General features: G+C 41.7%; 14 protein-coding genes. All 14 read right to left on the bottom strand.

Going from position 1 to position 15,202, the window contains the following annotated elements; all coding sequences use genetic code 11:
- Window positions 1-690, bottom strand: coding sequence for a YggS family pyridoxal phosphate-dependent enzyme (locus NSQ34_RS07340; RefSeq protein WP_041118124.1), 690 nt, complete (start codon window positions 688-690; stop codon window positions 1-3).
- A 6-nt stretch (window positions 691-696) separates the two neighbouring features.
- Window positions 697-1,536 carry a peptidoglycan editing factor PgeF gene (gene pgeF / locus NSQ34_RS07335; RefSeq protein ID WP_024426938.1) on the bottom strand — a complete coding sequence of 280 codons (840 nt, stop codon included), beginning with the start codon at window positions 1,534-1,536 and terminating at the stop codon, window positions 697-699.
- A 235-nt stretch (window positions 1,537-1,771) separates the two neighbouring features.
- Window positions 1,772-2,008 (bottom strand): YlmC/YmxH family sporulation protein, encoded by a 237-nt coding sequence (locus NSQ34_RS07330; RefSeq protein ID WP_008344958.1) that lies wholly within the window; start codon window positions 2,006-2,008, stop codon window positions 1,772-1,774.
- Between the two features lie 79 nt (window positions 2,009-2,087).
- Entirely contained in the window at window positions 2,088-2,864 is a 777-nt protein-coding gene (locus tag NSQ34_RS07325) for an ABC transporter ATP-binding protein (RefSeq protein ID WP_024426937.1), read from the bottom strand.
- A 130-nt stretch (window positions 2,865-2,994) separates the two neighbouring features.
- Window positions 2,995-3,351, bottom strand: coding sequence for a PTS glucitol/sorbitol transporter subunit IIA (locus tag NSQ34_RS07320; RefSeq protein ID WP_007499733.1), 357 nt, complete (start codon window positions 3,349-3,351; stop codon window positions 2,995-2,997).
- 26 nt (window positions 3,352-3,377) lie between these two features.
- Window positions 3,378-4,388, bottom strand: coding sequence for a PTS glucitol/sorbitol transporter subunit IIB (locus NSQ34_RS07315; protein WP_024426936.1), 1,011 nt, complete (start codon window positions 4,386-4,388; stop codon window positions 3,378-3,380).
- 13 nt (window positions 4,389-4,401) lie between these two features.
- On the bottom strand, window positions 4,402-4,932 hold the full coding sequence (locus NSQ34_RS07310; protein ID WP_024424246.1) for a PTS glucitol/sorbitol transporter subunit IIC: 531 nt from the start codon (window positions 4,930-4,932) through the stop codon (window positions 4,402-4,404).
- 18 nt (window positions 4,933-4,950) lie between these two features.
- Window positions 4,951-5,382, bottom strand: a complete 432-nt coding sequence (locus tag NSQ34_RS07305; RefSeq protein WP_024424247.1) for a transcriptional regulator GutM — start codon at window positions 5,380-5,382, stop codon at window positions 4,951-4,953.
- Between the two features lie 12 nt (window positions 5,383-5,394).
- Complete coding sequence (locus NSQ34_RS07300) at window positions 5,395-6,639, bottom strand: SAF domain-containing protein (RefSeq protein ID WP_056766377.1); 1,245 nt, start codon at window positions 6,637-6,639, stop codon at window positions 5,395-5,397.
- Window positions 6,640-6,883: 244 nt separating this feature from the next.
- Window positions 6,884-7,822 (bottom strand): sugar-binding transcriptional regulator, encoded by a 939-nt coding sequence (locus tag NSQ34_RS07295; protein WP_135031834.1) that lies wholly within the window; start codon window positions 7,820-7,822, stop codon window positions 6,884-6,886.
- Between the two features lie 150 nt (window positions 7,823-7,972).
- Window positions 7,973-8,752 carry an RNA polymerase sporulation sigma factor SigG gene (sigG, locus tag NSQ34_RS07290; protein ID WP_024424250.1) on the bottom strand — a complete coding sequence of 260 codons (780 nt, stop codon included), beginning with the start codon at window positions 8,750-8,752 and terminating at the stop codon, window positions 7,973-7,975.
- A gap of 143 nt (window positions 8,753-8,895) precedes the next feature.
- A complete protein-coding gene (gene sigE / locus NSQ34_RS07285; RefSeq protein ID WP_007499746.1) occupies window positions 8,896-9,615 on the bottom strand; it encodes an RNA polymerase sporulation sigma factor SigE in 720 nt (239 codons plus the stop codon).
- A 58-nt stretch (window positions 9,616-9,673) separates the two neighbouring features.
- Window positions 9,674-10,603 carry a sigma-E processing peptidase SpoIIGA gene (gene spoIIGA, locus NSQ34_RS07280; protein ID WP_046310869.1) on the bottom strand — a complete coding sequence of 310 codons (930 nt, stop codon included), beginning with the start codon at window positions 10,601-10,603 and terminating at the stop codon, window positions 9,674-9,676.
- Between the two features lie 250 nt (window positions 10,604-10,853).
- Window positions 10,854-15,164, bottom strand: a complete 4,311-nt coding sequence (locus NSQ34_RS07275) for a S8 family serine peptidase (protein ID WP_342501083.1) — start codon at window positions 15,162-15,164, stop codon at window positions 10,854-10,856.
- Between the last annotated feature and the right edge of the window lie 38 nt (window positions 15,165-15,202).

Raw genomic sequence — 15,202 nt, 5'->3', positions numbered from 1 at the left:
TCACGCACCTCCTGTTTCATTTCCAACAAGTGAAGAGCCAATCCGAACGAATGTCGCACCTTCTTCAATTGCGATTTCAAAATCATTTGACATGCCCATCGATAAATGCTGACAAGGTGCATTTACTTGGTTAAGATGTTTTACTTCTTCTCGAAGGTTTTTTAATGTTTTAAAACAGTTTCGAATCACAGTGTGATCATCTGTAAATGGAGCCATCGTCATCAGTCCAGCAATTTCAATCTGTTTGAAATCAGCGAGCTGCTTCACAAACGGAATGACGTCTTCACTTTTCAAGCCGTGTTTTGACTCCTCAAGTGACGTGTTCACTTGTACAAAACAGCGAACTGTGTGATCCGCTCTTTTTTCAATTTCATTCGCAAGAGACATTCTGTCAAGCGAATGTAAGTAGTCAATTGTCTGAATGACAGATTTCACTTTTCGCGTCTGTAAACTGCCGATGAAGTGCCAGCTAATGTTTTCATCGGTTATGGCCGCCTGCTTTTCAAGTAACCCTTGGTCACGATTTTCACCAAAATGCATAATTCCTGCTTCTTTGGCTTCTTGTGCTCGTTCAATTGAGACATACTTTGTCACAGCAACGACCGATACATCTGCTGGATGTCTACCGGCTCTTTTACATGCTTCGTTTATTTGTTCATTTATTTGTCTGAGATTCTCTCGTACATTCAATTGCACTTATGCCTCCTTAAACCCGACAAAAGACATCATACGTCCTGTTTTGCCTTGATCACGCCGGTGTGAGAAGAATAGCTGATCATTGCAGCTTGTGCACATCGAACTGACATGTATGTTTTCTTCTTTTATTCCTGCATGAAGCAATACGTTTTTGTTTAATGTTTTCAAATCAATTTTATATTGTCCTTGTGAAATCTCGGAATACACATCCTCTGTTGAAAAAGGAAGCTGTTTCACTTGATCCATGACTGCGTCATCGACTATGTAGCAGCAGCTGCCAATGGATGGTCCAATGACGACTTGAATATGATCGGCCTTGGCACCTTCTTGGCGGACCCATTCATCAACCATCTTTGCACCAATTTGCTTGACGGTTCCTTTCCAGCCGGCATGAGCCGTTCCAATTAATCCGTTTTGCGGAGCTAGAAAATAAAGCGGAACACAATCAGCGAAACAAAGAGCGAGCATCATGTTCGTCTCAGAGGTATATAAACCGTCTGTACCAGGCAGTGCCTCATGATAATGAAGACTTCCTCTTCCTCTTTGCTCCTTGGTGACTTTCAGGATGCGATCCTCGTGTGTTTGGTCTGCAAACACCCAATCAGAGAGCGGCACAGCAGCAGCATCTGCTATGACTTGACGATTCATTTGAACACTAGAAGCATCATCTCCTACATGGAGTCCAGTGTTCAATGATTGATATGGAGGTAGGCTGAAGCCGCCATTTTTTGTCGTAAATCCGGCCAATACCTCTTTTCCAGAACATGTCATGTTCGTCCAATCATGAATGGTCATTGCATATGGTGATTTCTGCTGAAAGGGGTCATATTTGTGTGTCAAAGCTGCCTCCCACCTTTCATTCATCTCTCTTTATATCGCTCCTATTTTACCACAAGACATGCATAGACAGTTAGTGGGATTCATTAAATATTACACTCAAATGTGCCCTTTCTGCAGGTTTTTTTTCAAATTGATATGAAAACGTAATCTTTTTACCCGAAAAAGACATTGTTTGCTGAGAATGGAGAGTTTGTTTTAAGGAAAAATTGAATGATTCATTGAGGAGTTATATGAATTAAGAAGACAATCGGACAAGTATCACATCTTCGCCAATTTTTACTATATTTCGCCAAGGGACGATCATTTCCTCTTCTTTTCCGAAAAATCCCATCATTTTCCCTGTGCCGCCAATAATAATCGCTTGGATTTTGCCGCTTGTCACATTAATATCAATGTCCCCAATGGTGCCTAGTTTTTTTCCGCTGGATACATCGACGACATCCTTGATTTGGAATTCAGAAATACTGATCATCTGTCCTTCCCCGCCTTTCGTTTTCTACTATAATATGTATGATGGAAAAGCAGGGACGCAGACCAATAGTTTCTTTTATCTACAATTTACTTAAATGCGGACGGCCATTTCTCCACATGACATCTACCGGACATTCAAAAAAAGAAGAAAGCAAGCCGCTTGTCATCATTTCTTTCGTTTCTCCTTGATCAAAAACAGATCCATCTTTTAATAATAAGGTGTGCTGAAAAACAGGCAGAATCTCCTCTGCATGATGGGTCGTATAGAGCAAAGTAGGCGCATCAGGCTTTGCTGCAATAAATGAGATGGTCTCCAGCACTTGCTCTCTTGCTAAAAAATCAAGACCCGTCACAGGTTCATCTAAAATCAAAAGCTGCGGATCATTCATTAAAGCCCTCGCAATCAAGACTTTTTGCTTCTCTCCCTGTGAGAGGTTTTCATATGTTCTGTTGGCATATTTGAATGAACCAAATGCTTTTAATAGATCAATGGCTTTCTCTTTCATTTCATCTGTCGGGGTTTCATAAAGCCCGATAGAAGCAAATGCGCCGCTAAGTACAATTTCAAAAGCATTGTCGTCTCTATGCAATTTCTTTTCAAGTCCCGCTGAGATGAGACCAATTTTCCTCCTGAGCTTTTCACCAAGAGCTTCCTTGCCAAAGACATGTCCCAGCACTGTCATCTCGCCTGACGTGGGGAAATAATAGGAGCAAAGCATATTTAATAAAGCGGTTTTTCCCGCACCATTTAAACCGTAAAGCACCCAGTGTTCCTGCTTGTTCACCTGCCAGTCAATAGACTGCAGCAGCCATTTCCCATTTCTTTTTAATGAAACATTCTTCAATTCAAGTGACACCATAACTTCCTCCTGAGTAAAAATTCTGAATATACAAATAATGAATGTTTACAGCATATCGTAAATACTCTTTCTGGTAAACCTCATATAAAAAAGCCGCTCCTAATTAGGAACAGCTTTTTTTACATGGTTACGAAATTTCAATTCGTACGCCTTCTTTTATATCAGGAAACGTGTGCGGGGATGCAAAAACAGCACCTGGTAATACATCATCAAACGGCTCTTGGAAGTAGATCGAAATATGGCCGAGCTCTTTAAAGTTGTCATTTGCTTTATTGCCGAGGGCTGTGATCGTGTACGTTTGATCGCCCACTTGAATGGTTCCGCCCAGCTTCAGCGGCTCTTCTTCTAGATGCTCGAACTCATGAATGACAGACATATCTCTTAATTCCTGCGGCGCTGCGGGTCCAAATAAAACAATCAGCTTATCTTCTTTAAATTGAGGGACTAAGATCCCAATTTCTTTTACGACAGATTGTGTTACCATGTATCTCGATTCCTCCTTTAATACGTTTAATACATACCGAAGCTGGCAACGTATGCGATCACAACAGATAGAACCCCTGTAATAAGACGGCTATACAAAACAGCTGGTACCCCATATTGTACCGTTTCCGGCTTCGCTTCACCAAGTGACAGCCCCACTGGAATAAAATCACACCCTACTTGGCCGTTGATGGCAAATAGTGCAGGAAGTGCAAATTGAGGCGGAATGTTTCCTAGTGCAATTTGACTACCAATCAGAACACCGATGACTTGGGCAATGACTGCTCCAGGTCCTAAGACAGGTGATAGGAACGGCAGTGTACAGACCACAACGAGCAGTAAGAGCCCCCAAAGAGATCCTGCCAAAGGTGATAGAAAATGGGCAATCAGGTCACCGATTTTTGTATAATTGATAATTCCAATTAACATACTGACAAATGCCATGAAAGGAATAATGTTTTTCAAAAGCATATCAACAGAATCACGGCCGGCCTGGTAGAACGTACCGGTGACTTTCCCGATTCCGCGTGAGAATCTCATCAGGAAATTGCCTTTTTCCTGCCGCTCAATATTTTCCTCTTTCAGCTTTGCATACGTTTCTTTGAAATTCTCTTTGTCAATCGACTCACTGTTTTCCTGACCTTCTGCTTTCGCCTCACCATCAGATGCTTCTGCATAGGAAATATCTTTTTCTGTTACGCCTGATACGAAGATATCTTCTGTAATATGTTTAGCAAGCGGCCCAGAAGGAGAGGATGCCAAAACGTCTACAGTAGGAATGCGTTTCATTGGATAAAGTCCGATTCGCGCTGTTCCACCGCAGTCAATGACAACACACATCATTTCATCTTCTGGTATAGAGTTTTTAAAGCCGTCACATGCTTCTGTCCCTGTCATTTCTGCAATTTTACGTGCAACCGGGTGAATGCCTCCCCCTGTAATGGAAACAACCTTTCTTCTTTTACCAGTTGGTTCAAGCTCTAAGCCTTCTCCCCATCCGCCAGCACCTTTTGCAACAAATACTTTGTGGTTTGTCATGTCTAACCCTCCTCTATTGTGAATTCGCTTTCATTTTTCCTGCTAAATATTTTGTAATCCATTCAGTAATGATTCCGCGTAGTAAAATGACGACGATCCCGACTAAGAAGTAACGAACAGCAAGCTCTGACATTGAATATCCAGCTTCTTTAATCCCGTTCGCAATTCCTAAGTAGACAAATAGTTCTCCTGCGTTGGCATACGGGAACAGTGATGTCACCGGATGAACAAATGAAACAGCTGAATCATAGAATGCTGGTTTTTGTTTTTCAGGTAAGAAGCGGCCAAACGTATAAGCCATTGGGTTTGTCAAAATAAGAACAGATAAGATCGGCATTAACGTGTAGCGCAAAATGGTATATTTCGCTGCAAACTGAATGGCTCTATTCACTCGCTCTTCTCCAATAAATTTCATGACAGCATAAGTGAAAGTAAGTAACACAACAAGCGTTGGAACGATACCTGTAATTAGACCCATGAACTGCTTTCCGCCGGCTTCAAACATTCCGATAAAGTGCTCTCCAAACCATTGAATCCATTCCATGTTTCATCTCCCCTTTCTTTAGTTCACATTTGTTATATTTTTTTTCGAAATCGAGACAAGTGCCTGCTCAGCCGCCATGGAAAGTGCTTGCATGACAGCTGGCGCCTTTTTACGCTTTTTCAACGTTTTCTTCATCATGTGGTGCTCATCCAGCACAGCCCCTACATGCTTGCCTTCATATGCAGGGACTTCTTTAAATTTAGATAAGATCGACACGCCGCCAAGCACATGGCATTTTTGAATGATATACGATTCATCCACAATGATGAGCGCAATGGCCCCAGGGCCAACTTTGCGCCGTTCCATTCCTGAAAATAAGTGATAGCCTTGTTTCCCTCTGTAGTCATCAATTAGTGAGTCCATGCTTTTGCGGTAATACTTGATTTGAATAAAAGATAACCCATACTGCACGATGAGAATGATACAAAGTACGATTGCTAATTTTTCCATAGCTTCACGTCCTTATGATTGAAATAAGTGATCTTGTAATGAACGCAGCTTCCAGACGGTTGTGTTTGAATCAAGCTCTACATCATCATGAGTCAGGAACTGTCCTAATTTGATGTCTTTTTTCGCTACGACTTTTCCGCTGATTAAACCAATTGGAATGTGACCGTTCGTTTTCATGTCTTGATGCGTTTCAAGTACACCTCTTACGGAGTATCCGCCAATCCCGTCAAGTGATTCCCCTGCTTTAATAGCTCTTTTCGCAACAGCGACTGTTTCTGACACTGGTACACCAATCGGGTGGATCGATGAATCATGCTGTAAGACCGCTTTTGCGATAGTAACAGGTGTTTCAAGACTCGCTAAATGGAAAGGACGGTAAAGCGTGTAGTGAGGACCTTTTCCAACTTTTAAGTAACGAAGCTCTTCATCTACTGGCTCTAGATCACTCTTGACGATAACAAATACGCCTGGTGCAAGTCCATTTACATATTCAACGACTCCGAAGTTATCGAGCACGCCGCCTTGTTGTTTTTGATTCAATTTATCTGCTACATTCTCTAAATTTGCTTCGACTCCGTGCATACCGACTTTATCTGGCAAAAGCCCTGTTGCGTTACTTAATAAGTTCATTTCTGCCATTGTTTTTGTTCCGTCTTGGAAGGCAGCGAGCATATGTGCACTCATATGTTTACTATCTGCTTCTGCTTTACACGTATCTGGATTTGCTTCTGGGAAGAATGGGTTGTTCTTGCCTTTCCCAGCAACGAGCACTTCAAGTCCCATTGTTTTTGCAAATTCATATAATTCTAGTGTTGCTGCCGGTTCGTCTCCAGCTGATCCAGAATAAACAAGTCCTGCATTTGTGAATAATTTATGCATCACCAAACCGATGGTAATATCAACTTCTACATTTAAAAGAACGAGATGTTTCTTTGAATTAAGCGCTTCCAAAGAAATGTTTGCTCCGACCTCTGGCACTCCTGTTGCATCTACGACAACTTCCACAAAATCTGATTGAATCACTTCTCTATAATCATTTGTGACGACCATTTGATGCGGCTTCGCATGCTGCTTGTAAAAATTCGCTGCCTTCTCTGCTGCACTAAGGTGAATATCACAAACACCTGCTACAATCATGCCTGGAATTTTAGAAATTTGTGAAATAAGTCCAAAGCCCATTTGGCCTGCCCCAATAATTCCTACTTTGATTGGATCTCCACTGCGTTCTCGAGCTAACAACTGTTGATAGATTGACATCTAAATCATCCTTTCAGGTTTTCTTGCTTCTCGGGTAGATTGCTAGAAAAATAATCTGAAACTTTTAACAAATGTTATAAAAATTAACAAAAATCTGTTTCTTGTAACATTTGTTATTTTATTTATCATTTGTTATGAACTTAGTTTATATGATGTGTCAACTTTGTGTCAAGATAAAATCGATAAAATTTTCAATCTTTTTGAGTCTAAAGACTCAAAAAAACTACCTAATCATATTAGGTAGTTACTTTAATAAGGCATCTCCTGTTCGTTCATCCGTAATTAATACATGAATTAATCCACCTTTTAATGCTGCCCGGATCGCTTCAATTTTTTCTTCTCCTCCAGCGACACCAATGACTAGCGGGATTTCTTTCAACTTTTGCGGGCTTATGCCCATTACCCTGTCGTTCCATGGGTGGGGATACACTTCTCCTTGGTGATCAATAAAGTTATAGCAAATGTCACCCGCTACATCCTTCGCTTGAAGAATATCCTCCTCACCGCTTGTCATATAAGATTTCACCATCGTTGAATGCTGCGGAACCCCGCCAATCCCGACAACCGCAATATTTGATGATTCTCCTAATTCAATCACTTTTTTGATTGACGGCTGCCGTATCAGTACATCCTTCGCTTCTTTCGTATCAAGCATGACAGGCACATGTAAAAACTCACATTTAGATTTGAGTGCCTCTGTGCATCTCGCAATAATATAATTGGCATGGATATCAACATCTTCGTTTCCCACACCCCCGACAAGCGGAACAAATGTCACGGATGGGTAGTGCTGAACTGACGTAAGCGATTTCGCCATTTCATGCAAAGTGGTTCCTGAGGAAAAACCGATGACTTGTCCATCCTTCATGACTTTTAATAAAAAGCCTGCCGCCGCAGCGCCGATTCGGCTTTTTGTTGTTTCTTGGCTGAGCGTTTCCACACAGACGACTTCTCGCAGCCCGTATTTCCGCTCTATTTTTCTTTCTAAAGATCCATATTGTTGATTCATTTCATCATGAATAATGATTTCCACGATTCCTGCTTCACGTGCTTTTGCCAAATATTTCGATATGAGCGAACGGCTAACCCCAACAGCATCTGCTATTTTAGATTGAGTGGCGCCTTCTTCATAATACATATGCGCAACCTTAATGAGCAGCCTTCTTTCATCATGGAATGTCATAATAACCCTTCTTTCCGCTTAAGTGTTCCCTAACAAATGATATCTAAAATAACATTTGTTAAAAACAGATTAAATGAAAAAAATAACAGAGTCAATACTAGAGACGTGCTCTTTCCAAGAATGAAAAAAGCCGCACATGAAGCGGCGGCTTTAAAAGATGTTTTTATTCATTTGTTTGATGGCTGCTTTTTCAAGTCTTGAGACTTGTGCTTGAGAAATCCCGATCTCTTCAGCGACTTCCATTTGCGTTTTTCCTTGGAAGAAGCGTTTGCGGAGAATCATTTTTTCTCGATCATTCAATCGGCGCATTCCCTCTTTTAAGGCCAATTCCTCTACCCATTGTGTGTCTTTGTTCCGATCATCACTAATTTGATCCATCACATAAATCGGATCTCCTCCGTCATTATAGATCGGTTCAAACAAAGAAACAGGATCTTGAATCGCATCTAGGGCAAAGACAATTTCCTCATGAGGCACTTCCAGCACTTTGGCAATGTCTTCTGCCGTTGGCTCCTTGCTTGTCTCACTAATCAGCCTCTCACGAACCTGAAGCGCTTTGTAGGCAATATCTCTTAGTGAACGAGACACCCGAATTGGGTTGTTATCACGCAAGTATCGACGGATTTCTCCTATGATCATAGGGACCGCATAAGTTGAAAATCTGACATTGTGGCTTAAATCAAAATTATCAATTGATTTCATTAATCCGATACAGCCTACTTGGAAGAGATCATCCACATACTCGCCTCTGTTGTTAAAACGCTGAATCACACTTAAAACCAACCGCAAATTGCCATTGACTAGCTTTTCTCTTGCTGTATCGTCACCCTCATCTTGCAGCTGTCTGAACAATTTTCTCATCTCTTCGTTTTTCAGAACAGGCAGTTTGGAGGTGTCGACTCCGCAGATTTCCACTTTATTTCTGGACACTTTTTTCCCTCCCTACAGGAGCTGTTGTACAAAGTTCAGTATCTCCTTGGGATGGAAAAATATGCACGAGTGATGATGAGAATCATGAGAAAAGAAGTTGATACCTTTGACAGCAAAGGGACAGAGCTTTCAAAAAAATTTTTTTAGACCATTTTGTTAAATTCTTTTTGTAATCGTTTAATAATTCTTTTTTCAAGTCTTGAAATATACGACTGGGAAATTCCTAACATATCAGCGACATCTTTTTGGGTTTTTTCTTCACCGCCAACTAAACCGAATCTGAGCTCCATGATCTGCTTTTCGCGGTCATTTAATTGCTCCAGCGCTTTTTTCAACAGTTTTTTATCTACATTTGCTTCAATATCCCGTGTGATAATATCATCATCTGTTCCAAGTACGTCTGATAAAAGCAGTTCATTTCCGTCCCAATCAATGTTGAGCGGCTCATCAAACGACACTTCTGAACGAATTTTATTATTTCGGCGCAAATACATCAAAATCTCGTTTTCAATACACCTCGAAGCATATGTCGCAAGCTTGATCTTTTTTTCTGGGTTAAATGTATTGACTGCCTTAATTAGACCAATAGTTCCAATACTAATTAAATCCTCAATATTAATCCCTGTGTTTTCAAATTTTCTTGCGATGTAGACCACCAACCGCAAATTTCTTTCAATCAGGATAGCCCTTGCTGTTTGATCACCTTTTGGTAATTTGACAAGCAGTTCCTGCTCTTCATCCTTTGATAATGGCGGCGGCAGCGCCTCACTACCACCAATATAATAAATCTCATCACTCTTAAGACCTAGCTTCATGAGGAGTTTATACCAGTAGTAAGTGAGTTTAAATTTTAATTTTTTCATCTTCTTCTCCCTTCTAAATGTCAAGTTGACCTCGTAAGATAAAAGACATCACCAAAACTTAAGACACCCCTTGGATGATTTTTCCGTCTAACATATCTGGATGAATGATGGATTGAAATTCCTGATCTGCTGATAAACCGCTCAGACTCATGCCTACAAAACACTTGGCTGGCTGGATCATATGCGTCTTTGAATAAATGATGACCGTATCTGGTTTTAAGCATAGAAGAAACCCGTGATCATGACCGACCGCTCGATATGGAACAAGTCTTAAACGGTCAAGAAGCGGAAATTGATCATCGAGCTTTTGCATCACTTCAACAGGATGAGACTGCTTCATAAGCTCTATAAATGGCTCTCCGCAAATGGACATGAGCTGATCTGCTTGAACGATCATCACAGGTGTTTTCGTCATAGGATCATACAGCTGATTACCGGAATCGACGAGTCCCTTTAAACGGATGATCTCCCCGTGAATGTGTATCTCCACAAGGACTTGTTCATCAAACTGTCTTTTTTTCGCACCGACCTCTCCTAATCTTTTCTTTGAAAACAGCCAAATCGCAGGAAAGCCGGTTAAAACGAAAAGCCAGCTAATGGGATCACCAAAGCCATCATTTTGTGAAATCAACAGCCCGTCTTGAATAACAGTATTGGTTTGTAAAAACGAATGAACCCCGATCATGCCTCCTCCCATCAAAAATGTGATAAAGTAAAAAGCAAACAGGTTTTGAAAAAAGGATCGAAATCTTTGAAATCCAAAAGTAGCAAGCACGATCAAGACAGAAAAAAGCAGTTTGCCCAAAGGGTGTGACACAAACATTGCAAATGGTGTAAAGAGCAAGAGAACAATGCTCGATCCAATCAGAGCTCCTAACATATATCGCCGTTTTTTTACTTGTCGTTTGAGAATAAATGCAGTGAGTAAGAGAAGCAATAGATCAAAACAAAAGTTTAACAGCCAAATCACATCTAAATAAATGACCACCTTCTGCTCCTTTCATCTGAAACAAAGAATCAAAAGCAGTACTTGCACTTGTTTGTACCAGTATAAAACAGCCAAGAGATGGAAGTCTGTCAATTCTTGTTGGGGATGATAGAGAACTTTTGGTGGATTGTTATTGTTTTTGTCGAGGAATGAGAGCACAAAGCAAGAGAGTGTGCTTCCGGACAAGCTTTCAAACAATTATTCGAAACGAAAAAGACACGCTCCAAGGAGTCGTGCCTTTTTTTAAGGATTATTTTTCATTGATATTTAATGTGCCTGAAGCCTTTTGTCGAGTAACATTTCCATAATCATCCCGCACAATCACTTCAATGACTGCACCTTTTGCTTTGGCGGTAGAAGTAGCTGTCCAGTAGCCTTCATATGTTCCGCCGGCTACCTCGCGAAGCGGCAGTTCTGTTGTATTTTGCAGCTTTGATCTCGCGTTTGTCAGCGGCATATGAATGACAAACGTTGCGTCTAGCTTTTCTCTGCTGTTAAATGAAATTTTAACAGACTCACCTGATGATAGATTGACATTCTCTGCTGGGGTCAGCTTAGAAATCTCAGGCGCTTCGTATTGAACATCGATATCGACTTTTTTAGTCGTTTTGTTTCCTGCTGCATCTTTTGCTGTTACTTTGATCGTATTTTTCCCGTTCTCAAGCAAGATTCTTGCAGAATATTTCCCATCTTTTATTGCTGCCTTTTTTCCATTCACAGTGACTTGATCAAGATGATCATCGGTTACCTTTCCTTCTACAGTGAGTGATTCTTTGTTAGATTTTTCCCCTTTTTTCGGTGTATCTATCGTTACCACTGGGGCTGTTTGATCAATAATCACCTTGACTGATTTGGATTTTTTCGTTGCGCCTTTATCCGTAACAGTGGCAGCCGTAAATACATGCTCTCCGCTTGACACTGTGACCTTCTCTTTGAAAACACCCGATTGATCTGCTTTCACTTTGGCAATCTCTTCATCGTTTTGATAGATCGCTACATCAAGTCCTGGAGAGGCTTTGCCTTCAATCTCCAATTCATCTTTGTTCGTGATCGTTCCAGCCTTTGGAGATGTTATTTCTGGCACATCTGCTTCATATTGGACAAGCGCACGAATCATATAATTTCCCTCTTCTTTTGGAGAAGGAGAAAAGGCACCGCTTGTCAGCTGCCAGCTTCTTTCAGCATTTGGTCCATCTTCATCTGTTGCAAGGCCTGGAGATTCCGTATTCTTTTTCGTTTGAATATAGACAAGATAGAAATCTCCATCCACCGTAATGGCTTGATCTTCTAAATCTACTTTTGTCCATTCACCATTACGCAGCGCATTCGCTTTGAAAGGTCCCGCGATTTTCTTACCTGGAGCACCGTCCTTTCCGGAAGCATCATACACTTCAACCGCAAATTCATTCCCGCCAGGGGCTGGCCACTCTGTTGTCCAGAAACGGAAAAGTCCCCCTGTGACCTGCGCTTGTTTCTTCCCTTTTTCTAATGAAAATTTCACCGCCCAGCCATTACCAGGATCATAGAACGCCCGCGCATTTTCAGCTGTTCCGTCATCGTAGCCAATTTCGCCAGCAAAACCGATGAAAGGTTCCAGCTTGATTGATTTTTCAAGCGGCTTTTCTGTCACATCGGCTGTAAACGAATATCCTTTAAACCCTTTCGCAAATACTTTGACTGTATACACACCGCTCAATGCCTCTAGAGAAAACTCACCAGATTCATCAGTTTTCACCGGCTCAACTTTCGCATCCTCTACAAGATAAACCGTAGCATCCTTTACTTTTTCACCCGTTGTTTCATTGACAATTGTGCCAGATATCGTTCGTTTTTCTAGTGGCTGCAGGGAGAAATTTGCCTCTGCTTGATCATTTGCAGGAATATTGACTTTTTGTGTGCGTGATTCAAAGCCATATGCTTCAGCTTTCACTGTAAATTCCCCTGCACCATGAGAAAGCTGATATCTCCCTGTCGCTTCATCTGTGTACGTGGACTTGCCGCTTTCAAGAACACTGATTTCTGCCTTCATCGGAAGAGCTTTGATAGATGGGGCATCTAAGCTTTTTTCCTTTTTCATCTGGACATGCTTTTCTTTTATTTTAGCAGGCTTTGCACTTTTCGGATCGACGGGTTTCTTCTGCTCCTGTGCTGGCTTTTCTTTTTTGATGACGCCAAGTTGTTTCTTTGCCTTTTGAGGTAAGGCTTGATCTGTTATTTTCACATCATCTAAATAAAAACCGTCTTTTGTCACACTGCCATCCGTTCTTAGCTGAAAAATAACTCTCACGTTCTGACCTTTGTAGGCAGATAAATCAACTTCTCCTTTTGTCCATCCACTTGTTTTGCCTGTGTAGGCTGCCACTTGGACAGCATCTTCCCCCTCAGGCTGCACATGAATATGCACATAGTCATAATTTGCTTCAAGGTCATGCCAGTATTGAAATTGTAAAAAGGAGGAGCCTGACTCAGGTACAGCAATCATCGGCATAGATAAATGAGCATCTGTTTGATTTTCATAAGGACTGTCTAGGTTTGTAGCGTAGACATGATCTCCAGTAAAGGCTTGTTTCGGGCCTGTGGTCGGCTTCCCCCACTGCCAAGGATCTTTTGTTCCACCACTGAACCATCCACTTGGCCAAGCTTCAAAATCTTGCGAGTAGCCAGTCGTGATGGATGTTTTAATCGGAAGCGTATACGGTTCTGATGCGGCTTCATTTTCTCCAAAATCTTTCACAATCCATCGGTACGTGACGTTTTCTCCCTCAAGTTCTGGGAGCTGGACAACATATGTCCCTTTTAAATGATTTCCATCCGTTCGTTTTGCTTGCAGCGTCTCCCTTTTCCCTTGATCCACTTGATAGCTCAAGGAGACATTTGTCACAGCTACTTCATCTTCTGCTGTAATACTAAGAGGTGTTGGCGTAGAGGCAAAAATTTCATTCGGTCCTTTATGAGAAAAAACAGGTGGTTCTGTATCTTCTCCTTCTGTTGTTACCTGCCCTTCAATCTTGCCAATTCCATCTGTTAATGCTGTAATGGCTTCTTTTGCATCAACTAATCCTGCCCCATAGCCATTGTTAGGGGATTCCGGGAATTGTTGATCTGTCAGTGGTTTTGCAGTATCAATGAGAATTTCTTCAATCTCTTCAACAGACAGATCTGACTGTACTTGGCGCAGAAGAGCCACAACAGCTGAAACATGCGGACCTGCCATCGAGGTTCCATTCCAGCCATCCTCATACCCTTTCCCTGGAATAGAAGAACGAATGTTTACCCCTGGGGCCGCAATATCTGGTTTCATGACCCCATATGGAGAGGGACCTTGCAAAGAGAAAGAACCCAGTTTGTTGTTTTGATCTGTTGCACCCGTCGCAAAGGCTTCGGGATAGTTCGCAGGATTTGCAATAGATCCCTCACCGCCAGGGTTAAATAAATCCGTATTACCAGCTGAAAATTCTGGGAAGATGTCCGCAGCTCTCCAAGCATTGACCACATCTTTATACCAATCATCAAGACCAGGCCCACCGCCCCAAGAATTATTGACCACATCTGGCGCCTTTTCTGGATGAGGGGTTCCGTTTTTATCTTTTGGAGCTAAAATCCATTCACCTGCGTCAAGCAGATCAGCATCTGATCCACCATCTTCTGAGAAAGCTTTCACCGCGATCCATTTTGCACCTGGTGCGACTCCAATTTGATTCTCTCCATTTGGCTCAGAGCCAACCATCGTTCCCGTTACATGTGTACCATGCTCTAAATCATCGTATGGCGCTTCAGAACCTGTCGTTGCATCGTACCAATTGAATTCATGAGAAGGTTCATTCGGACGTGCAGGATCAAATCCACGGTATTTTTCTTTTAATGCAGGATGATCCCATTCCACACCTGTATCAATACTTGCCACAACGGTACCAGTTCCGTCATAGCCTAAAGCCCACGCTTCTGGGGCATGAACTTGAGAAATGTTCCACTCGATTCCATCTGCTGCTTTGATTTGTTTGTTTTTCTTTGAAGTTTTCAAATCAACAGGACGATGGATTTGACGGATTTCATTTGGCAGCACTTGATCTACTTCTGGGAAGGAAGCCACCTTTTCCATGACTTCTTTCGTTCCCGTCACAGCGAGACCATTTACAATATAGTACGAATGAATATCCTTCACTTGCTTTTTCTTTTGTGCCTTTTGTAAATAAGCAAGCAGCGCTTCCTGAGTCTCTTCAGACGTCGCTCTTAGTTCTGATACGACAGCTGATCTTTTTGTGTACTGCGTTTTAGCTGCTGTTAACTTCTGTTTTTTGGCCTTTGACACAGCATCCTTCGCCACTTTTTTGACATTGGTTTGTTCCTTCATTTTGACTAAAAAGGTCACCTTGTCTTCTTGTTGAAACTGTTTCATTAATCTAGATGAGATCTTTGCTTTTGTTTTCTTGGAGGAAACAGCTTCCTCTTGATATGAGGTAGAAGTCGATTTTGCTTGAACCATCCCAAAGCTTGTCATCGTTAAAGTACCAATCACCAAAAGACTCATCAAACGATAGCCGGCGGTCTTGCGAAACTTCACTTTCAATCAAATCCCTCCTCCTCAAATGGTCAAACAGT

The organism is Bacillus sp. FSL P2-0069, from assembly GCF_038593315.1.
Classification (GTDB): Bacteria; Bacillota; Bacilli; order Bacillales; family Bacillaceae; genus Bacillus; species Bacillus safensis.
Note: the sequence above shows the minus strand (reverse complement) of the source record. Positions and strands in the feature narration are given on the sequence as shown.

Excerpts from the sequence above, each read along its gene's own strand:
- sigE (WP_007499746.1), bottom strand. The coding sequence starts at position 9,615 with ATGAAAAAATTAAAATTTAAACTCACTTACTACTGGTATAAACTCCTC.
- NSQ34_RS07300 (WP_056766377.1), bottom strand. The coding sequence starts at position 6,639 with ATGTCAATCTATCAACAGTTGTTAGCTCGAGAACGCAGTGGAGATCCA.
- NSQ34_RS07295 (WP_135031834.1), bottom strand. The coding sequence starts at position 7,822 with ATGACATTCCATGATGAAAGAAGGCTGCTCATTAAGGTTGCGCATATG.
- NSQ34_RS07310 (WP_024424246.1), bottom strand. The coding sequence starts at position 4,932 with ATGGAATGGATTCAATGGTTTGGAGAGCACTTTATCGGAATGTTTGAA.
- NSQ34_RS07315 (WP_024426936.1), bottom strand. The coding sequence starts at position 4,388 with ATGACAAACCACAAAGTATTTGTTGCAAAAGGTGCTGGCGGATGGGGA.
- NSQ34_RS07330 (WP_008344958.1), bottom strand. The coding sequence starts at position 2,008 with ATGATCAGTATTTCTGAATTCCAAATCAAGGATGTCGTCGATGTATCC.
- NSQ34_RS07320 (WP_007499733.1), bottom strand. The coding sequence starts at position 3,351 with ATGGTAACACAATCTGTCGTAAAAGAAATTGGGATCTTAGTCCCTCAA.
- NSQ34_RS07305 (WP_024424247.1), bottom strand. The coding sequence starts at position 5,382 with ATGGAAAAATTAGCAATCGTACTTTGTATCATTCTCATCGTGCAGTAT.